General features: G+C 62.4%; 15 protein-coding genes. 9 read left to right on the top strand and 6 right to left on the bottom strand.

Translation table 11 applies throughout. The annotated features are described in order from the left end of the window. Window positions 1-66: 66 nt before the first annotated feature. Together PQG80_RS17710 and PQG80_RS17705 are read right to left on the bottom strand one after the other, a co-directional pair. The gene (locus PQG80_RS17710; protein WP_271752767.1) at window positions 67-1,443 is read right to left on the bottom strand and encodes a cryptochrome/photolyase family protein; all 1,377 of its coding nucleotides are present in this window, start codon (window positions 1,441-1,443) and stop codon (window positions 67-69) included. Next, entirely contained in the window at window positions 1,440-2,876 is a 1,437-nt protein-coding gene (locus PQG80_RS17705) for an NAD-dependent malic enzyme (RefSeq protein ID WP_271752766.1), read from the bottom strand. Before PQG80_RS17705 ends, PQG80_RS17710 begins: the two co-directional genes overlap by 4 nt. Before the next feature lie 227 nt (window positions 2,877-3,103). Here PQG80_RS17705 and mtnK point away from each other — a divergent pair, with 227 nt between their 5' ends. Together mtnK and mtnA are read left to right on the top strand one after the other, a co-directional pair. Further along, window positions 3,104-4,318 carry an S-methyl-5-thioribose kinase gene (gene mtnK, locus PQG80_RS17700; protein WP_271752765.1) on the top strand — a complete coding sequence of 405 codons (1,215 nt, stop codon included), beginning with the start codon at window positions 3,104-3,106 and terminating at the stop codon, window positions 4,316-4,318. A gap of 38 nt (window positions 4,319-4,356) precedes the next feature. Next, on the top strand, window positions 4,357-5,436 hold the full coding sequence (gene mtnA, locus PQG80_RS17695; RefSeq protein WP_271752764.1) for an S-methyl-5-thioribose-1-phosphate isomerase: 1,080 nt from the start codon (window positions 4,357-4,359) through the stop codon (window positions 5,434-5,436). 66 nt (window positions 5,437-5,502) lie between these two features. Here mtnA and PQG80_RS17690 read toward each other — a convergent pair whose 3' ends face one another. Further along, the gene (locus tag PQG80_RS17690; protein ID WP_271752763.1) at window positions 5,503-5,826 is read right to left on the bottom strand and encodes a YunC family protein; all 324 of its coding nucleotides are present in this window, start codon (window positions 5,824-5,826) and stop codon (window positions 5,503-5,505) included. 190 nt (window positions 5,827-6,016) lie between these two features. On the opposite strand from PQG80_RS17690, the gene PQG80_RS17685 reads away from it, so the two are divergent. Then, a complete protein-coding gene (locus PQG80_RS17685) occupies window positions 6,017-6,439 on the top strand; it encodes a hypothetical protein (RefSeq protein WP_271752762.1) in 423 nt (140 codons plus the stop codon). Window positions 6,440-6,475: 36 nt separating this feature from the next. Here PQG80_RS17685 and PQG80_RS17680 read toward each other — a convergent pair whose 3' ends face one another. The 3 genes from PQG80_RS17680 to PQG80_RS17670 all read right to left on the bottom strand — a co-directional run bounded on the left by PQG80_RS17680 (window position 6,476) and on the right by PQG80_RS17670 (window position 11,375). Next, window positions 6,476-8,305, bottom strand: coding sequence for a putative bifunctional diguanylate cyclase/phosphodiesterase (locus tag PQG80_RS17680; protein ID WP_271752761.1), 1,830 nt, complete (start codon window positions 8,303-8,305; stop codon window positions 6,476-6,478). A 140-nt stretch (window positions 8,306-8,445) separates the two neighbouring features. Then, on the bottom strand, window positions 8,446-8,835 hold the full coding sequence (locus tag PQG80_RS17675) for a DUF423 domain-containing protein (RefSeq protein WP_271752760.1): 390 nt from the start codon (window positions 8,833-8,835) through the stop codon (window positions 8,446-8,448). A gap of 62 nt (window positions 8,836-8,897) precedes the next feature. Then, the gene (locus PQG80_RS17670) at window positions 8,898-11,375 is read right to left on the bottom strand and encodes a type IA DNA topoisomerase (protein WP_271752759.1); all 2,478 of its coding nucleotides are present in this window, start codon (window positions 11,373-11,375) and stop codon (window positions 8,898-8,900) included. Window positions 11,376-11,639: 264 nt separating this feature from the next. Between PQG80_RS17670 and PQG80_RS17665 the strand changes: the two genes are divergently transcribed. The 6 genes from PQG80_RS17665 (at window position 11,640) to PQG80_RS17640 (ending at window position 19,883) form a co-directional block, all read left to right on the top strand. Beyond that, entirely contained in the window at window positions 11,640-13,262 is a 1,623-nt protein-coding gene (locus PQG80_RS17665) for a response regulator (RefSeq protein WP_271752757.1), read from the top strand. 1 nt (window position 13,263) lies between these two features. Continuing rightward, window positions 13,264-15,051: a sensor histidine kinase gene (locus tag PQG80_RS17660; RefSeq protein WP_271752756.1), complete on the top strand. Its 1,788-nt coding sequence runs from the start codon at window positions 13,264-13,266 to the stop codon at window positions 15,049-15,051. 2 nt (window positions 15,052-15,053) lie between these two features. Next, window positions 15,054-16,040, top strand: a complete 987-nt coding sequence (locus tag PQG80_RS17655; RefSeq protein WP_271752755.1) for a substrate-binding domain-containing protein — start codon at window positions 15,054-15,056, stop codon at window positions 16,038-16,040. 58 nt (window positions 16,041-16,098) lie between these two features. Beyond that, on the top strand, window positions 16,099-17,382 hold the full coding sequence (locus PQG80_RS17650) for an extracellular solute-binding protein (RefSeq protein WP_271752754.1): 1,284 nt from the start codon (window positions 16,099-16,101) through the stop codon (window positions 17,380-17,382). A 127-nt stretch (window positions 17,383-17,509) separates the two neighbouring features. After that, on the top strand, window positions 17,510-18,895 hold the full coding sequence (locus tag PQG80_RS17645) for an ABC transporter substrate-binding protein (RefSeq protein ID WP_271752753.1): 1,386 nt from the start codon (window positions 17,510-17,512) through the stop codon (window positions 18,893-18,895). Between the two features lie 82 nt (window positions 18,896-18,977). Continuing rightward, window positions 18,978-19,883, top strand: coding sequence for a carbohydrate ABC transporter permease (locus tag PQG80_RS17640; protein ID WP_271752752.1), 906 nt, complete (start codon window positions 18,978-18,980; stop codon window positions 19,881-19,883). The last annotated feature ends 9 nt before the right edge of the window (window positions 19,884-19,892 follow it).

The following is a 19,892-nucleotide window of genomic DNA, read 5'->3' as shown; positions in this document are numbered from 1 at the left end:
CCTCCTGTCGAATCAGCTCCCCTTATTATAGCATGCGAGGGAAGGAAGCCAAGGCAGGCATCTATATTAATGAGAGCGGTCGCGTTCATCCGGTTCGTGCGCCGCCCGTTTGAACATCGATTTGTAGGTCGCGATGGCGTCCAGCCGGGACTGCCTGAGGTCGACGATCGCGTCGGGCGCGGGCTCGTGGATCGAGGCGGCGGCATTCACGCGGGAGGGCGGCAGCCAGGTCCGAAGGTATTCGCCTAGGGGATCGTAGCGTTTGGACTGCGTGACAGGGTTCATAATCCGGAAATATGGCGCGGCGTCAAAGCCGAGGGAGGAAGCCCACAGCCAGCCGCCTCTATTCAGCGCGTTGTCGTAATCGGACAGCTTCAGCCTGAAGTATCGTTCCCCGAAAATAAAAGGACAACGCAGATTTTTCGTCAAAAACATGGCGCTGGTCATCCGCAGACGATTGGGCATCCAGCCGGTCTCTTTCAGCTGCGTCATCGCGGCGTCGATCACCGGAATGCCGGTTCTGCCCTCGCGCCAGGCGGCAAAATGCCGGTCGTCCAGGCCGGACAGGTCGAACTTGCGCTCATAATGGAAATAGTCCGGGTCCATGCGGGATTGATAGAGATAGAAATCGCGCCAAGCCAGCTGCCGAAGCCAGCTCTCTTTCGCCTCGGAAGCAGCGTCGCCGGCCGAGACATATACGGTTCTGGCGGAGATCGCGCCGCAATTCAGCGATTCGGAAAGACGGCTCGAGCCGTCTCTCGCATATTCGTCTCTTGCCTCGCTATATCGCGTCAGCCCGCCGCTTAGAAACTGGCGGAGACGCCTCTCCGGGTCCAGGACGCGCGGACCGGCGCGCATGACGGCGGCGACCGCTTCGGGGATCCCGAAGCCAGGCAAATCCGCCTCGCGCACGTCGGTCAAATCCTGTAAAGTCATGACGTACGCCGCTGTGAAGCGCTGCGCGAGATAGGCCCGCCAGCGCTGATAGAAGGGCGTGAATACCTTGTAGCCCTCCTGCCGGCCCGTCCATTCATGAAAATCGCGGATGGGCGCGAGCGGGAGATCCGGCAGCGCGCGATAGATAACGCCATGCTCCCGCGCGACCTCCGCCAGCTCGCGATCCCGCTTGATCGCATAGGGGGTGTAATCCTCGTGCACGACGACCTCGCCGATCTCCGGGTGACGCGCGAGCAAAGCCGCCAGCAGGCGCGCCGGCTCGCCGTAGAACAGATTCAGCTTGCGGCCGACCGCTTCGTATGCCGCATGGAGCCTGCCGGCCGCCCGGAGGAAAGCGATGCCGCTATGCTCCGATAGCCGATCGTGCCGCAGCAGGAACGGATCGAGAAACAGCGCGTGCATGCTGGCTTCCCCGCTCGCGGCGATATAATCCAGCGCCGGCAGATCGGAGGTCCGCAAGTCCTTGCGATGAATATACAGCTTCACATTCCGGCCTCCGCTTGCCCCGCCTTTTCGTCGTCGTGGAGACTGCGCTTGTCCTGCCTGCGGGCGACTTTGTCCGCATAGGCAGCGTCGATGACCGCTTTTCTCACGTTCTCGACCACCGCGGCGTTGAATACGCTTGGTACGATGTATTCGCTGCTCAGTTGCTCGTCCGTGACGACTGCGGCGATCGCCTTGGCGGCGGCCAGCTTCATTCCTTCGGTGATGCGGGAAGCGCGGCAGTCGAGCGCGCCGCGGAATATGCCGGGAAAGCAGAGCACGTTGTTGATCTGGTTCGGGTAGTCGCTGCGCCCGGTGCCGATGACGGCGGCGATGCCCTGGATCAAGTCCGGCCGGATCTCCGGCTCCGGATTCGCCATCGCGAACACGATCGGATCGGCGGCCATCGACCGAACCTGCTCTGCCTGGAGCACGCCGGGGCCCGATACGCCGATAAAGACGTCGGCGCCTACCAACGCCTCCGTCAGACCGCCCTTGCGGCCCTCCGGGTTCGTGTTCTGCGCGCACCACTGCCAGGCCGGGTTGTCGTACGCGCGGTCTCGGTCCAAGATGCCTTCGCGATCGACGGCGACCACCGACGGCACGCCTGCCGAATGCAGCATCCGGACGATCGACATGCCGGCCGCGCCGATCCCGCAGACGACGACGCGGAGCGCGTCCATGCGTTTGCCGACGCATTTGGCCGCGTTCATGAGCGCGGCGATCAGCACGACCGCCGTACCGTGCTGGTCGTCGTGGAAGACGGGGATATCGAGCAGCTCCTGCAAACGGCGCTCGATCTCGAAGCAGCGGGGCGACGAAATATCCTCCAGGTTGATGCCTCCGAACCCGGGCGCGAGGCTGCGCACGATCTCGACGATCGCGTCCGAATCCTGCGTATCCAGGCAGATCGGAAAGGCGTCGACACCCGCCAGCTCCTTGAACAGCATCGCCTTCCCCTCCATGACGGGCATCGCGGCGGCAGGGCCGATGTTGCCCAGGCCGAGCACCGCGCTGCCGTCGCTGACGACAGCCACCGTGTTGCGCTTGATCGTCAGCGAAAAGGCGGATGCCGGGTCCTCATGGATGGCCATGCATACCTTGGCCACCCCCGGCGTATAGACACGGGAGAGATCGTCGCGCGTACGGATCTTGATGCGCGGCGTGACCTCCAGCTTGCCGCCGAGATGGATCAGGAGCGTCTGGTCGGAGATATTCACGATCCGCACGCCTTCTACGGAGCGGATCGCCGCGGCGATCGCCTCCTGTCCGGCATCGCTGCGGATCGTCAGATCGCGTATGCTTTTCTGTCCCGGCCGTATGACGTCTATCGCGACGATATCGCCGCCGGCCGCCCCGATCGCCGTCGCGATCGCGCCGAACGCCGCCCTGTCCGTATCCATTTCGAGACGCACGATGAGATTAGAACCGTTCATCCATATCCCTCCCGTAATCTTCGTTCGGCAATACCTTAACATGCCTTAAGGGCGACATCAAACGCCTCCGCTATTCCGTCTGTTCGCGAGGCCCATTTTACCTTTATAATAGGAACCGGATCGAGACCGTCAGCATTCGCCTTGCCGGGCGATTTGTTCTATACTGTCTTGTAGATCGTCCGCCCCGCGGCGGACAAGCCGCGCACATTACCGGAGGTGCCCCTTTCATGAGCAAGTATCATCCGCTGAGCGAATCCGAAGCCATCGAGATCGCCAGCACTTTCACAGAAGTGTTCCCGACAGGCGAGGAACTGGTCTCCCGGGAGATCGGGGACGGCAACCTGAATCTCGTATTCCATATCACCCAGCCGGCGACCGGCCGCAGCCTTATCGTCAAGCAAGCGCTCCCCTACGTTAAGATCATCGGCGATTCGTGGCCGCTCAGCCTCGACCGCGCGCGGATCGAGGGCGAGGCGCTCATCAAGCAGGGCGAACTCGCGCCCGGCCTCGTGCCGGTCGTATACCGGTCCGATGCCGACATGGCCCTTACGATCATGGAGGACCTCAGCGATCACGTTATTATGCGCAAGGGGCTGATCGAAGGCGGCGTTTATCCCGAATTCGCCGAGCATCTCGCGGAGTTTCTGTCCCGCACGCTGTTCTTCACGTCGGACCTCGGCATGAATCAGCAGGACAAGAAGGTGCAGCTCGGCCGCTTCATCAATCCCGATCTGTGCAAGATTACGGAAGACTTCGTACTTAATTTTCCTTATTACGACGCGGAGTCCAACAATATCGAGCCTCACCTGCGCGACGCGGCGGAGGCGGTATGGCGCGATAGCGAGCTTCAGCTCGAAGCTGCCAAGCTGCGCGAGAAGTTCCTGACCCAAGCCCAGGCGCTCCTCCACGGCGATCTCCATACGGGCAGCATCTTCGTCACGCTGACGTCGACCAAGGTCATCGATCCGGAATTCGCCTACTACGGACCGATGGGCTTCGACATCGGCGCGACGATCGCGAACCTGCTGCTGAACTATGCGGGTCAAGAGCACTGGAGCGCGGACGAATCTACCCGCCGGGATCGAAGAGCTTATCTGCTCACGACCGTGACGGAGCTGTGGACGCGGTTCGAGCGCAAGTTCCGCGCGCTGTGGGACGCGCACGGCACGGATCGCCGTCTCGCCGTGCCGGGTTATCAAGACGATTATATGAAGCGATTGCTCCAGGACACGATCGGCTTCGCGGGGGCCAAGGCGCTGAGGCGCGTATACGGGCTTGCCCAAGTCGCCGACATCGCGACGATCCCCGACCGCGAGGCGCGCGAGCGGGCGCAGCGGCTGGCGCTGAACATCGCGCGGAACCTGATCGTATCGAATCGCGCCGCCTCGTCCATCGAGGACCTCGTCCGGATCGCCGAGACGGCTGCCGGAGGCCGGAGCTAGTCAGACAAGACGAACTTAAAACGTAAGGAGATCGATCGATGAGCGACATTCAAAATACGGCGAACCCGATTAAAGGCGTGCTGGAGCCGATCCGGTGGAACGACGGGAAGCTGGAGCTGCTGGACCAGCGGCTGCTCCCCGAGCAAACCGTGTACCTGAGCCTGACCACGGCGCAAGAGGTATGGGATGCCATCCGCGAACTGGCCGTGCGCGGCGCGCCGGCCATCGGCATCGCCGCCGCCTTCGGCGTCGTGCTGGGCGTGCAGGGCTTCGGCGGATCGCCGGCGGCCTTGGCCGAGGAGGCGCTCCGGCACGCCGCTCATCTCGCGACGTCGCGTCCGACGGCCGTAAACCTGTTCTGGGCGCTGGACCGCATGAAGGAACGCGCCAAGACGCTCGCGGCATCGGGCATCGCGACCGGCGAGATCATCGGCGCGCTCCTCGAAGAAGCGCAGCGGATCCAGGCCGAGGATATCGAGACCAACCGCCGGATCGGCGAGCATGCCCTCACTTTGTTCCAGGACGGCATGGGCGTGCTGACCCACTGCAATGCGGGCGGACTGGCGACCTCCAAGTACGGCACGGCGCTGGCTCCCTTCTATCTGGCGCTGGAGCAAGGCATCGCGCTCAAGGTATACGCGGACGAGACCCGGCCGGTGCTGCAGGGCGCGCGCCTCACCGCGTTCGAGCTGCAGCAGGCGGGCGTGGACGTTACGCTGATCACGGACAACATGGCGGCGCACGTGATGTCCAAGGGCTGGGTGCAGGCGGTCATCGTCGGCACCGACAGGGTCGCAGCCAACGGCGACGTGGCCAACAAGATCGGCACGTACGGCGTCGCGGTGCTCGCCAAGGCGCACAACATTCCGTTCTATGTCGCTTGTCCGATGTCTACGATCGACCTGTCGACGCCGACCGGCGCGAGCATCCCGATCGAGGAGCGCCATGCGGACGAGGTCACCTTCGGCTTCGGCAAGCGGACGGCGCCCGAGGGCGTCAAAGTATACAATCCCGCGTTCGACGTGACGCCGAGCGAGCTGGTGACGGCCATCGTCACGGAGAAGGGCATCGTGACCGCGCCGTACGACAGCGGACTCCGCAAGCTGTTCGAAGAATAAAAGGATGGCCGTCATCGGCAAATGCGGTTACTCGGGGAGTAACCGCATTTGCCTTCGAATCGGCCTTTAGTTCTTCGGCGCGGACAGCTCAGCCATGCGGGCGATCGCCGCGCGGCCTTGCATGCCGGGCACGATGCCTGCCCGCTGCGCCTCGTGCGTGACGGATTCGAGCGGCGCCGCCAGCAGCTGGTCGAGCGTCTTGACGCCGACCGCCCGGCCGGCGAGAATGCCTCTGTCCTTCAGCTTGTCGTTGAGCAGCGCGACGTCGAGCGCGCCGCACATAATGTAACCGTCTCCGGCGGTTACCGCCAGCAGCGTCGTCTTGGGAAGCAGAACCTCGATTCCGAGAGCGGTGTGTCCGTCGATGACGATCGGTACCATCCTCATCATATCGTTCACCTCCATGGAGCGACTTGGCCAAGCGCGGGTTTCCGCCTTACAACATATGCGTCCTGCGACCTATAAGACGATATGCCGGTACCCAAAATAATACTATGTCGCCCTCTTCATTCATGATATATTTATCCTTGCAAAGTGATCCTTTAGATAGACAAACTGTTTATTAGATAGGAGGCAACTCATGACTAAAGCTTCAGATAGCAGCTCAGAACATTCCTATCTATTCTCAGTGGAGATCATGGTGCGGGGCAACACCAGCGGGGAAGCGCTGGAGAAGCTGTTGAAGCCTTTGAACGAAGCGGGGTATGCCGACTTCCGCATACAATCCGGCATCTCGCTCGGAGAGACGATTCAAAAGGAATTGAAGGAAGCCAAGACCAAGCATCAGGTGCTCACCGAATCGCTCGATGCGCGGATTCGGAATTATATCAAAACCTCCCGCTTGATCCGTCTTACCGTGAACCGGGCCAAAGGGGACAAGCTCAGCGTCCCGTGCAGGGTCGTGAACTTCGACCCGGACAACGAGCTGCTGACGGTCTATCACGTAGACGAGAAAAGCGTATATTCGTTCCGGTTGAACGAAATCGACGATTTTGCCGAATAAATGCGATAGCGTAAAAACGAAAACGCCGCTCCCTCGTCAGAGGGCAGCGGCGTTGTTATTGTCCAAGGCGGTAATGGCGGGCAATCCGTGGTCGCGGTTCAGCAAATCGGCGATCTCTTCAGCGGGAAGCGGCGGGCTGCCGTAGTAGCCCTGCATCTCGTCGCAGGCATGCTGCTGCAGGAAAAGAACTTGCTCCTCGGTCTCGACGCCTTCGGCGATGACGCCGATCTGGAGATTGTGCGCCATGGCGATGATCGCGGCGACGATCGCTCTGTCGTTGGGATCCTGGTGGATATCCCGCACGAACGAGCGGTCGATCTTGAGGCAATCGATCGGCAGCCTCTTGAGGTAGCTGAAGGAGCTGTAGCCCGTGCCGAAATCGTCCACGCTGATGCCGACGCCCAGATCGCTGAGCGACTCCAGAATCGCCGTCGCCCGTTCGACGTCCATCGCGATGCTCTCCGTGATCTCCAGCTTAAGGTACGGAGCCGCCAGGTCGGTCTGGTCCAGAATCTCGGCGATCCGCCCGACGAGGTTCGGCTGGGCGAACTGCCGGATCGACAGATTGACGGAGATCGGATAGGCCGGCAGCCCTGCCAGCTGCCAGTCCCGGTTCTGCCTGCAAGCCTCGAGCAGCACCCAGTCTCCGAGCGCCATGATCAAGCCGCTCTCCTCCGCGGCCGGAATGAAATGGGATGGCGGCACCATGCCGCGCTCCGGATGCCGCCAACGGATCAGCGCTTCGAAGCCCACGAGCCCGCCGCTCCTGAGATCGTATTGGGGCTGATAATACAGCAGGAATTGGCGGCGGTTCATCGCTTCGACCAGCTCATGCTGCAGCGTCAGCTTGTGGAGCGCGGTATTCTCGAAGGCGGGGTCGTAGAGCAGGCAGCCGTTGCGGCCGTTTTCCTTGAGTCGGTGCAAGGCGGTGTCGGCTCGCTTGAGCAGCCCGTCCGCACCGGTCGGGTCGCCATCCCGGGTCGCCAGTCCGATGCTGACCGTGACATGGATCATCACGCCGCCGAGCTCGAACGGCGCCTCGAATTGCTTCATTAACCCTTGAATCTGCGCGATCGCCTGCTCGTCGCGCTCGAAGCCCTCGAACATGCCGATGAACTCGTCGCCCTCCGCGCGGGCGATGTTCTCCGTATCCGGGAACCAGCGCGTCAGCCGCTCCGCGACCTGCAGCAGCAGCATGTCGCCGAAGTCCCGGCCGTATGACGCGTTGACCAGCTTGAAGCGGTCGATATCCATATACCACACGGCGATCCGGCTCCCGGATCCATCGGCGGCCTGCATCCGCTCCGACAGTCGGTTCATGAAAAACCTGCGGTTCGGCAAACCCGTCATATCGTCGTAATAAGCCATGTAGCGGATCCGTTCGATCGAGCGTTTCTGGTCGCTGTTGTCCTGGGTGAACACGGCGATGCCCGCGACTTCTCCCCCGCGCAAATAAGGGCTCGTCTCGACATGCGCTTCGATGGCGGCCCCGTCGGCGCGCAGGAGCTTGATGTCCGCTACGCACTTTTCCCCTTGCAGCGTTCGCTTGAAGATGTCGGCGGCCTGACCGGCCGATCCCGCATGCATGATATCTCGAAAATGGAGGCCGAATACCCGTTCGGAAGTGGTGCCGAGCAGAGGCAGCAGTTGTCGGCTGATGTTCTCGACGACGCCGCTGCGGTTAATGATCGTCAGCGAGATCGGGCTCTCCCGAAGCAGGTTCATCCAGTCCGCGTCGACCTCGGCCGCGATCTTCCGCGATTGCCGTCGCTCGCGTCCAAGCATGAACAGCAGCATCGCCGCCACGACCAGCAGCACCGCCGCGAGGCTCGCGGCGAAGAGCGCTGCCGCGCTCCAATCGTCCATGATGCGTCCCTCCTTTCTCCATGGAAGTTCGTCCGTTGCAGTTTGCTCTAGGTTTCATTATAGTGCAAACTTACCAATCGTACAGCAATATTCCATTCGAGAAAGAAAAGCGGAGACCGAAGCGGCGCGAATGCTGCCGATTAAGACGCGGAACGGACGCCCTTGCGGGCCGCAAGCACTAGACAAGCCCACCCTGCCAGGAACGCGACGCCGCCGATCGGCGTAATCGCGCCGAGCCAATCGACGCCGCTAAGCGCCAGGATGTATAGGCTGCCCGAGAAGATCACGGTGCCGGTCAGCAGGAGCCTGGCGGACCAGCGGATCAGGCCGGCGGCCGACTGGAGGCGGTCGGACAGTAGCGCCACCAGCAGAATGCCTAAGCCGTGATACATCTGATAGCGTACGCCGGTCTCGAAGATCTCCAGGTAATGCTCCGACAGCGCGTCCTTGAGCGAATGGGCGCCGAATGCCCCGAACGCGACAGCCAGTCCGCCGACGATCGCGCCGATGCTCACGTATTTGGTTTGCATCTCGTAATTACCTCCGTTGATAAGTAAAAGTTCGTTCGCAGCCGATGGCGGGTTGCGACGGTTCAATCTTCTATGTCCAGCCTGCCGGTGGACGGATCCGCGAGTACGATCCGACCTTCGCGCGACGAGCCGGACGCGTCCGTGAGCCGGAGCTTGCCGGTCCGGCCCTGCCGGATCAGCTCGGACGCCAGCCGGTCGTCCAGCGTCTGGCCGAAGCTGTCCCGCCAGACGACGAAGCCGCATCCGGATTTGTACTCGCTGCACCCGTAGCCTTTGCGGCCCATGAAGATCGAACCGCCGCAGCCCGGACGGGGGCACTTGGCAATCACGGCAGGCCGGCTGGCCGGCGGCGCTGCCGACTCATGAGACGCAGGCGGCGCGGAAGTGCCGGACGACTTCGGCGGAGCGGATGCGCGCGATTTGGCACTCGTCGCGGTGCCGGCGCTCTTTGCGGTCCCGGCGCTCTTCGCTCGCGGCGATCGCCCGCCGGCAGCCTCGCCCGCTTGCCCCTCGGCGCGCTTGCTCCCCGCGCCCTGGGCCCGGCTGCGCGTCGACGCCCCGCCGGCGCGATCGGCCCCGGTCTCGCCTTCGCCGGCGGCTCCGCCTCTGCCGCGTCCGCGCCCCCGGCCCGCTGCCGGCTCCGGCCGCGCGAACGCGTCCTTCGCCGCAGGCTGCTGGACGCGGACCTTGTCCACGATCAGTCGCGTGAACTTCTGCACGTTGGCCATAAATACGTCGGCCGAGGCTTGTCCGCGCGAGATCTCGGCGAGCCGCCGCTCCCACTGGCCCGTCATCTCGGGCGAGGCGAGCAGCTCGACGCCGGCGCCGCGGATGAGCTGGATCGCGGACCTTCCCTTCGGCGTGATGACGATGCGCTTCCCCTGCATTTCCACGTAGCCGACCTGCTTGAGCCGCTCGATCGTCGCCGCGCGCGTCGCGGGCGTGCCGAGCCCGGAATCCTTCATGACGTCGCGCAGCTCCTCGTCCTCAATTTGCTTGCCCGCGCTCTCCATCGCCTTCAGCAGTGTACCCTCGGTATACGGCTTGGGCGGCTGCGTCTCCTTCTCCTTGGCCTCGGACTCGGCGCACAGCACCGGCGCCTCCGCCTGCAGCGAGAAGTCCCCGCTCGTCTCCACCTCTTCGCCCCTCTCGGACTCCGCATCGTCGTCCTTGCCCGACGCAGGCGCATCCGCCTTGCCTTTCTTCGCGCCTCCGCCGGATGCCGAACCTCCGCCCGCAGCGTCTTCGTAGACGACCTTCCAGCCCTTGGCGATCATCTGCTTGACCGTCGTCTTGAACGTCTCGCCGGACACCTCGGTGAGCACCGTGTGCACCTTGAACTCCGCCGGGGGATAGAAATGAGAGATAAACCGGCGGACGATCATGTCGTACAGCTTGCGCTCGTCCGGCGACAGCGCCCCCGCCTTCTTCGCGGTCGGCATGATCGCGTGGTGATCCTCGACCTTGGCCGGATTGCACACGCCCTTGTTGCCGGTATGGACGAGCCGTTTGTTGCCGCCGGCCGCGAGCGCCTCGAAGTCCGTTCCGCGCAGCGCGTCAAGCGCCTTGTGCATCTCCGGGATATTCTCGTTGTTCACGTAGTTCGAGTTGGTCCGCGGATAGGTGATGACCTTGTGCTTCTCGTACAGCGCCTGCGCGACGTCCAGCGTCTTCTTGGCCGAGAAGCCGAGCTTGCCGTTCGCCTCGCGCTGCAGCAGCGTCAGATCGTACAGCCGCCAAGGATATTCCTTCGTATCCTTGACTTCGTAGCTCGCGATCCGGCCTTCTTTGCCTCGTACCTTGTCCGCGATGGCCTTCGCCTTGTCAGGATCCGCGATCCGCTCCCCCTGCCATAATCCGCGGTAATCGGTCTCGCCCTGGACGAACTGCGCCGACACCTCGTAAAACTTGAGAGAATCGAACGCCTCGATCTGCACCTGCCTGTCGTAAATCAGCGCCAGAACCGGCGTCTGCACCCTGCCGACGGACAACAGCTCGTTGTGCCTCGTCGTGAACGCGCGCGAGCCGTTCATCCCGATCAGCCAGTCCGCCTCGCTCCGGGCCCGCGCCGCCCGCGTCAGGTTCTCGTATTCGGCCCCGTCCTTGAGCTCGGCGAAGCCCCTGCGGATCGTCTCGGCCGTCAAGTCCGAGATCCACAGCCGCTTCACCGGCTGCGACAGGCCGAGGTGCCGCTGGATCAGCGAGAATATATGCTGGCCCTCGCGCCCCGCGTCGCATGCGTTGACCAGCCGGTCGCAGCGCTTCGCCACCTCGCGGATCGTCTCGAGCTGGTCCTTGGTCCGCGGGTTGGGCAGCAGCTTGAAGCGGTCGGGGATGATCGGCAGATCGGCGAGTCTCCACTTCTTGTATTTCTCGTCGTACAGATCCGGCTCCGCGAGCCCGATCAGATGGCCGATGGCCCATGTAATAATGTAATGTTCTCCCTCAAGGTAGGAGCGTCTGTTCTGGGCCTTCGGCTCGATGACGGCGGCGATGTTACGGCCCATGTCCGGCTTCTCCGCGATGACCAGGGTCTTCAACGGCGCTCTCCCTCCCGCATGGCGATTGTCGAAGCGCAAAAACGAACCCCCGGCTGACAGAGGACCGTCGTCCGGGGGCGTGCTTCGCCGCGCTCGCGCTTATATTCAAATGATAACATGAAGGCGTCAATTTGCGCCACAACGCCAGTCCTTCGTTCCCCGTCGTCGGATAATGCCCCCCGACGATACATTATTATCCCCTCGTCCGGCAGGCGGGTCTTCGATTATGATGAGAACTAGGATACGAGGGGAGGAACGCGCGACATGTACAAAGTCATGCTTGTCGACGACGAGGCCGTCGTCCGCGACGGCTTGAAGAACACCATCGACTGGGCCAAGCACGGCTTTGCCCTGATCGGCGACTATGCCAACGGCCGGGAAGCCTGGGACGCGATCGAAGAAGCGAAGCCGGATCTCGTCATCTCCGACATCAGCATGCCCTTCATGGACGGCCTCGAGCTGACCGGCCTGATCGCCGCAAGCTATCCTTATATCAAGGTGCTGATCCTGACGGGCTACGATCAATTCGAATACGCGCAGCAGGCGATCAGGCTGAAGGTGACCGACTTCATCCTGAAGCCGATCACGGCCGCGGAGATCCGGACGCTGCTGGACAGGATCCGAGCGGAGATGGACCAGGAGATGCAGCGCCGCGAGGATCTTACCCGACTGCACAGCCAGCTGCATCAGAGCCTCCCCCTGCTTAAGGAGCGGTTCCTGGAGCGGCTCGTCGCGCTTGGCCTTACCCGCCCCGAGATCGAGGAGCGGTTCGCTTACTTCGGCATCCCGCCGGCTTCTCCGCCTTTTCTTGCGATCGCCGCGGACATCGACGATTTCGGCGATCGCGACGCGCATTTCAGCGACGCGCACGACGCGGAGTTCCTCCGCTTCGCCGCCTACAATATTTTCGAGGAAACGGTGCAGGACCGCGAGGACGTCCTGCTGTTCCGCACGAGAGAGGAGCGCATGGTCGCGGTGCTGTACGGTCACGACGACGAGAGCGCGCTGTACGAGCAGGCCTTCGGCGTCGCCGAGCAGCTTCGCCATCACGTAGAGCGGTTCCTCGGCTTCACGGTGACCGTCGGCATCGGCAGGCCCTGCGCGTCGGCGGAGCAGCTGCCGCAGTCTTACCGCGGCGCGCTGTCCGCGCTGGACTATCGGTTCCTGATGGGCAAGAACCGCGTGCTCGGCATCGCCGACCTCGAAGGCGAGGCCGCGGCGGCCCCCTTGCTCGCGGACAGGTGCCGACGTCTCGCCGCTGCCGTGCGCACGGGATCGTCCGACGAAGCGTACGCGCATATCGAAGATACCGTACGCGAGCTCAAGACGTCGCGTCTGCCGATCGAGGCCTGCTTTCTCCATATGCAGAAGCTCGTCCTCACATTGACCGACGCCATCCAAGAGATGGGCATCCCTACGGGCTCGGAGGCGCTCCCCCTTTGGCTGACCGACGTCTACAAGTTCAAGACGCTCGACGAGATCGAGCGCTGGCTCAAGGAGATCGTGGCGGCCATGATGGATGCCGCGGCCGGCAGCCGCAACCGGTTCATCCTGGAGCAGATCGGCAAGGCGACGGCCTATATCGAAGCGCATTACGCGAGCGACAAGCTGACCCTGCAGGAATTGTGCCGGCACGTCTTGATGAGCACCAGCTACTTCAGCCAGATGTTCAAGCAGCACACCGGCGAGACGTTCGTCGAATGTCTGACCCGCGTGCGCATGGACAAGGCCAAGACGCTCCTGCGGACGACGCCGCTCAAGTTCTACGAGATCGCCGCGCAGGTCGGGTACGCCGACCCGAACTACTTCAGCCTGCTGTTCAAGAAGCATGCCGGCATGACGCCCCGCGACTTCCGCGACGGGACGGCCGAGGAGGCGTACCGCTGACATGCTCCGTAAATTCAGGCCGTTCCTGCCGCTCTTCCCGCTTAAGAGCATCCAGGCCAGCATCGCCGTCGCCTTCTCCTGTCTCATCCTGGTGACGATCGCGGCGACGGCCTTTATCAGCTACAGGCTGTCCGCCGGCGCCGTCCGGCACAATTCCGAAAACTATATCGAAGAGGTCATCAAGCAAGTCAACACGAATATTCAGTCCTACGTCGACAATATGGAGAATATCTCACTGCTCGCGCTGACGAACAAGGACGTGAAGTACTATATATCGAACAATAGCTTCATAACCGAAGAGGAGCGCAGACCGTACGAGAAACGCATCTCGGACCTGTTCCAATCGATCCTGTACACCCGCAAGGACATCGCCTCCATCATGGTATTCGGCTACAACGGACGGTACGTGAGCGACCGCCGCATCACGACGCTGAACCCCAACGCGCCGCCCCGAGAGCAGTCCTGGTATATCGGCGCCCGGCAGGCCGGCGGCAAGTCCGTCATTTCCGCGCCGCATGTGCAGAACATCATCAAGGACGAATACCGGTGGGTGGTGTCGCTCTCCCGCGAGCTGAAGAATACGGACGGCATCACCGCGGACGGCGTGTTCCTCGTCGACCTGAACCTGAGCGTCGTGAGCGACCTGCTGAAGCAGATCGACATCGGCAAAAAGGGCTATGTATTCATCGTCGATCGCGAAGGCGACATCGTCTATCATCCGCAGCAGCAGCTCATCTACAGCAGCCTGCGAACTGAGCGCATCGAGGACGTCCTGCGGGCGCCAAGCGGTACCTCCTTCGCCGTCAGCGACGGGAACGGCAAGCGGTTCTACTCGGTGCAGGACACGAGCTTCGGCTGGAAGATCGTCGGCGTCGCCTATGCGGGAGACCTGATCGGGTACAAGGGGACGCTGCGCAATTCCCTGCTCATCTCCCTCATCGGCATCGCGGTGGCCCTCCTCATCTCGGTGGCGCTCTCCCACCGCCTGTCCCGCCCGATCCGCAGCCTGCAGCGGAATATGCGGCTCGTCGAGAAAGGAAACTTCGAAGTCAAGGCGCCCGTGCAGCAGATGGACGAGATCGGACAGCTGAGCCGAACCTTCAATATGATGGTGGGCCAGATTAAAAACCTGATGGACGAGGCCATCTCCACGCAGGAGCACAAGCGCAAGAGCGAGCTGGCCCTGCTGCAATCGCAGATTAATCCGCACTTCCTGTACAACACGCTGGATTCGATCGTCTGGATGGCCGAGCAGAAGCAGCACGAAGAAGTGGTGCTCATGACGTCCGCGCTCGCCCGCCTGTTCCGAGCGAGCATCGCCAAGGACCAGGAGCTCGTGCCGATCCGCGTCGAGCTTGAGCATATCCGCAGCTACCTGCTGATCCAGAAGATGCGGTATGCGAGCCAGCTCGAATACCGCATCGAGTTCGACGAAGACATCCTGCGGTTCAAGACGCTCAAGATTCTGCTCCAGCCCTTCGTGGAGAACGCCATCTACCACGGTATCCGCAACAAGCCGGAGAAAGGAACGATCGTGGTCCGAGGCATAGCGCTTGGAGACGCGATCGTCTTCGAGATCGAGGACGACGGAGCCGGCATGACCGCCGAGGCGATCGATAGGATCTGGCATCCCGCGCCTGTCGAGAGCGGGTTCGCCGGAGGGATCGGCATCGGCAACGTACACGAGCGCATTCGCCTGTTTTTCGGACCGGCTTACGGCATCTCCATCCAAAGCGAGCCGTACGAGGGCACGCGCGTCACGATTAAAATACCGAAGGTGGCGGATTAGCGATGCGCAATCATAAATATGCCTGGTCGCTCTCGCTGCTGCTGGCTTCGGCCGCCCTGTGCGCCGGCTTGTATATCAAGCTATATTATTCGGCATCGGGCGGAGAGCGCTCCGTCTCCGTCGTGCTCAAATCGAGCAGCGTGCGTTCGAGCTTCTGGCAGGCCGTCAGCGCCGGCGCTGCCGCGGCCGCCAAGGAAGCGGGCGCGACGATCGATATCCAGGGCCCGCTGCAGGAGTCCGACGCCGAGACGCAGATCCGGCTGCTCCACGATGCGCTGGCCGCCCGCCCGTCGTCCGTCGTCGTGGCACCGGTCGACGACCCGCGCGTCTCGGAGGCCGTGCACGCGATCCGAAGGGCGGGCATCCGGGTCGTCGTGATCGATATGCCGCTTCTGACGGGCAATACCCCGGTGTCGGTGCTGAACGATCACCTTGAAGCGGGCCGGCAGGCGGGCGAGACGGCCGCCGGGCTGGCGGACGGCAGCCCCAACGTCGCGATCGTCGGCGACTTCGAGAGCTCCCGCGTGTCCAGGGAGCGCGAGGCGGGGGTCAAAGAGGCGGTCGGAGCGTATCCGGGCGGCGCCACGGAGATCTATTATTGCGAAGATTCGGAGGACAAGGCGTACCAGATCATGCAAGCCGTGCTCGCCATGCCGGAGCCGCCTGGTGCCGTCGTCGCGCTCAACGAGCCGGCGGCGCTCGGCGCCGCGCGCGCCATCGTCGAGGCGGGCGACCAGCGGATCAAGCTGATCGGCTTCGACAGCTCGGTATACGAGATCCGGCTGCTCGAGGACGGCATCATGAGCGCGCTAATCGTGCAGAAGCCGTTCAACATGGGATATCTGGGCGTGAAGGCGGCGCTGAGGCGCGCGGAGCCCAAAGGCGCGAGCCGAGTCGCGTATACCGACTCGGTCGTAGTCACCAAGTCCAATATGTATACGCCGGAAAACCAGAAGCTGCTGTTCCCGTTCGACGGCGAGGGCAGCTGACGGGCTAAGCTTCAGTCAATTTCCTCAAAACCGATTTCAAAGGAGGTTTCGTCTCGTCATGCCGAGTCCATATCGCGCAGCGGCCGCAGGATGGATCGCCGCTGCCTGCCTGGCGCTCCCGCTCGCCGCGTGCGCCGACCGCCAGCCTGAGCCGGCCGCCCCGGCGGAGCCCAAGCAATCGCTCATCCGGTTCGTCGCCGCTGAATACAGCACGGAGACGAAGTCGATCCTGGAGAAACTCGTACACGAGTTCGAACTCAAAAATCCGGACATTATCGTCGAGCTCCAGGTCGCCAACTGGAATGTGCTGGACGGCATCTATACCGCGATGATCAGCCGCAACCAGCCGCCGGATCTGCTGAACACGAACGTCTACGCCCATTTCTCCAAAGCCGGCATCCTGAACGAACTGGGCGAGATCGCGTCGCCCGAGCTCCTGGCGAAGTTTTATCCGAATCTGTCCGGCATGGACCGGCTGGACGGCAAGCAGTACGCGATTCCCTACGTGGCCTCGGTCCGCAATCTGTATTACAACAAGAAGCTGTTCGCCGCCGCCGGCATCGGACAGCCTCCCTCCACCTGGTCCGAGCTCGAAGCGAGCGCTCGGGGGCTGGTGGACGCAGGCTTATCCCGCGGCTTCGGCGTCGACCTGACGGACGACGAGGTACAGGCCTACCTATCTTATTTCTTCTTCGGATCGGGAGGCGACTGGATCAAGGACGGACGCTGGGCCATCAACTCGCCCGCCAACGTCGAAGCGCTGACCTTCCTCAAGCGTCTGTACGACGAGGGGCTGACCGACGAGGAACCGACCGTGACGACGCGGGACGAGAAGCAGCGCATCATGGGCGACGGCAAGCTCGGCATGATGATCTCGGGCAATTACTTCTCGTCCGTGGTGCCGCGGGAATTTCCCGGCTTCGAGTGGGGATCGGGCCCGATTCCGGTGAAGGATGGCCAGGCGCCCGTCTCCTTCGGCGTGCAGGACGTGCTCGTGTCGTTCAAGACGGACCACACCGACCCCGTCGCCCTGTCCAAGTTCCTCGATTTCCTGTACGACGACGCGAACTATGGGGACATGGTCGTCCGCGAAGGCTTCATCCCGGTCACGTCGACCGTCGGCGATACGCTGTCGGCCGCCCAGCCGTCGATGAAGCGCGACATCGCCTCGCTGTCGGCGGCCAAGTTTTATCCGATCCAGGAGCCTGCATGGCAAGCCGTTCTGGACAAGACGCGCAAAATGGGGGACGCCGTCCTGTACGACCACCTCTCCCCCAAGGCCGCGCTGGACCAGCTTCAGTCGTTCGCGATCACCCGCAGCGCGGCTTACGCCGCCGAATAATACAATCATAAGATCCTCTAGATTTCCCGGAATATATTCGATAGAGCCGCTAAGCCCTCCCCGGTATGATGATTTCAGGCGCCAAGTTAAGCGACCGTATCATCATTTCCGGGGAGGGTTTTGCTGCATGGTATTGAACAAAAAAATGGCGGCCGTCGGTCTGGCCGCGGCGATGACCGTGCTGCCGCTGGCAGGCTGCGGATCTAACGACAAGGAAAACAACGCGGGCGGTTCCGCGCCGGCCTCGCCGAGCGCATCCGCTTCCGCGCCGGCGGCTTCAAGCGCGTCCGCCAGCGCGGGCGACGCCGATGCCGTGAAGCTGACCGGCGACTTCGAGATCCAGTACTTCGTCGGCGGTTACGGCGACAAGTGGTGGAAAAAAGTCATCGCCGACTTCAAGGCGGCCAATCCCGATCTGAACGTCATCGAGAGCGGCGGACCCAAGATCAACGAGCAGAACAAGCCCCGCTGGATCGGGGGCAATCCGCCGGACTTCGTCTACATCGACGGCGCCGGACTCAACGACCGCCAGATGGTCGAGGACGGCCAGGTCGAGGACCTGACGGAGTGGTTCGGCACGGCCAAAAACGTGGACGGCAACCTCATCAAGGACATCCTCGCGCAGCAGCCGCAGCAGTATGACGGCAAGATCTACAACATTCCTCTCGTCCTGAACTCGTGGGGGATCTTCTGGGACAAGGCGCTGTTCAAGGAAAAGGGCTGGACGGAGCCGACGGACTATGCGTCCTTCATCGACGTCAGCGACAAGATCAAGGCGGCCGGCGTCACGCCGTTCATCCATACCGGCAAATACCCCTATTACATCCAGGATGCCTTCCTCTTCCCGGCGATCGTCTCCGCGAACGGCGACGACTATCAGATCCTGCAGGACATGGCCGATTCAAAGGCCGACGCGTTCAAGAGTCCCGCGGTCATGGCTGGCCTGAACAAGATCGTCGAGTTGCGCGACAAGGGCTTCATCGACAAGGCCTCCATCCAGATCAACCATACCGACTCCCAAATGTCGTTCCTGCAGCACAAGGACGCGTTTATCCCGAACGGCCTCTGGCTGCCCAACGAGATGAGCAAGGACGTGCCAGCCGGCTTCGAATTCGGCTTCATCCCTTCGGTCACGCAGGAGGCAGGCGGCAAGGTCGTCGCCAACACGTCCACCGCCTCGGTCGCCATCGCGAGCAAAGCCAAGAACAAGGAAGCGGCGAAGGCGTTCTTGTCCTTCATCTTCTCCGAGGCTCAGGCATCGCAGTGGGCCGAGCTGAGCGGCGCGCCGTCCAACATCAAGGGCGACATCTCCAGCTCGAATGCGCCAAGCTTCGTCAAGGACGCGGCCAAGTTCCTCAACGATCCGAACACGGTCGTCATCCCGATGATCACGTTCAACGCGGACGTCGAGAAGGTCATGTGGGATGCCACCGACGCCTTGTCCATCGGCAAGATCACGCCCGACGAATGGGTGAAGCGCGTGACGGATGCCGCCGCCAAGGTGAGCAAATAACAGACATCGATGCATGCTGGCTGCGGGAGGCCCGATCTTCGGGTCTCCTGCGGCTCATGACGAAGAAAGGACGGGGGCTATCTTGAACACATCCGGTACGGCCAAATGGCAGCGCAACCTGTTTATCGCCAGCTTCACGCTGCCGACGCTCGCGTTTTTCTGCGTTTTTACCATCTATCCGGTCATCAAGGCGCTGTATTATTCGCTCTTCGACTGGTCCGGCATGTCGGATCACATGGACTTCATCGGTCTGCAGAACTTCAAGGACATGCTGCGCGACCCGATCGTGTGGCAGGCGCTCGGCAACGACTACTTCCTCGTCGCCGGCAAGATTGCGGGCATCATGCTGCTTGCGACTTTTTTCGCGGTGGCGCTGACGCGCTTCGGCTTCCGCCTGTCCGGGTTTTTCCGCTCGATCTACTTCATTCCGAACGTCATCTCCGTGGTCGTCGTCGGCGTCCTCTGGAACTTCATATACAATCCGCAGATCGGCTTCCTGAACGCCTTCCTTTCGCTGTTCACCAAGGAACCGGTCGCGATCACCTGGCTCGGTTTCACGTCGCATACGATCTGGATGCTGCTGCCGCCGTCGATCTGGGCGGGCATCGGCTTCTACATGATCCTGCTCATCGCGGCCATCCAGAACGTGCCGGATTCCCTCTACGAGGCCGCCGAGCTCGAGGGCGCGAACCAATGGCATCAATATTGCCATATCACGCTGCCTCTCGTGTGGGAGCAAATGAAGGTGTCCATCATCAACATCATGATGACGACGCTTAACGGCTCCTTCGTCATCGTCTGGCTCATGACCGAAGGCGGCCCGGACAACACGACGCAGGTCATGGGCTCCTATTTGTACCAGATGGCCTTCCGGCAATACCACTTCGGCTTCGGCGCCGCGATCGGCGTGCTCATCCTGGTCACGTCGCTGATCACGACCGTCGCCATGCAGCGGCTGCTGCACCGGGAAACCATCGAGATGAGTTAGGGGGAAACA

This window comes from Cohnella rhizoplanae (assembly GCF_948329515.1).
GTDB lineage: Bacteria > Bacillota > Bacilli > Paenibacillales > Paenibacillaceae > Cohnella > Cohnella rhizoplanae.
This window is presented reverse-complemented; position numbering and strand designations above follow the sequence as displayed.

Bases quoted from the DNA above. Each gene is read 5' to 3' on its own strand.
- PQG80_RS17705 (WP_271752766.1), bottom strand. From the start codon at position 2,876: ATGAACGGTTCTAATCTCATCGTGCGTCTCGAAATGGATACGGACAGG.
- mtnK (WP_271752765.1), top strand. From the start codon at position 3,104: ATGAGCAAGTATCATCCGCTGAGCGAATCCGAAGCCATCGAGATCGCC.
- mtnA (WP_271752764.1), top strand. From the start codon at position 4,357: ATGAGCGACATTCAAAATACGGCGAACCCGATTAAAGGCGTGCTGGAG.
- PQG80_RS17690 (WP_271752763.1), bottom strand. From the start codon at position 5,826: ATGATGAGGATGGTACCGATCGTCATCGACGGACACACCGCTCTCGGA.
- PQG80_RS17685 (WP_271752762.1), top strand. From the start codon at position 6,017: ATGACTAAAGCTTCAGATAGCAGCTCAGAACATTCCTATCTATTCTCA.
- PQG80_RS17680 (WP_271752761.1), bottom strand. From the start codon at position 8,305: ATGGACGATTGGAGCGCGGCAGCGCTCTTCGCCGCGAGCCTCGCGGCG.
- PQG80_RS17675 (WP_271752760.1), bottom strand. From the start codon at position 8,835: ATGCAAACCAAATACGTGAGCATCGGCGCGATCGTCGGCGGACTGGCT.
- PQG80_RS17665 (WP_271752757.1), top strand. From the start codon at position 11,640: ATGTACAAAGTCATGCTTGTCGACGACGAGGCCGTCGTCCGCGACGGC.
- PQG80_RS17660 (WP_271752756.1), top strand. From the start codon at position 13,264: ATGCTCCGTAAATTCAGGCCGTTCCTGCCGCTCTTCCCGCTTAAGAGC.
- PQG80_RS17655 (WP_271752755.1), top strand. From the start codon at position 15,054: ATGCGCAATCATAAATATGCCTGGTCGCTCTCGCTGCTGCTGGCTTCG.
- PQG80_RS17650 (WP_271752754.1), top strand. From the start codon at position 16,099: ATGCCGAGTCCATATCGCGCAGCGGCCGCAGGATGGATCGCCGCTGCC.
- PQG80_RS17645 (WP_271752753.1), top strand. From the start codon at position 17,510: ATGGTATTGAACAAAAAAATGGCGGCCGTCGGTCTGGCCGCGGCGATG.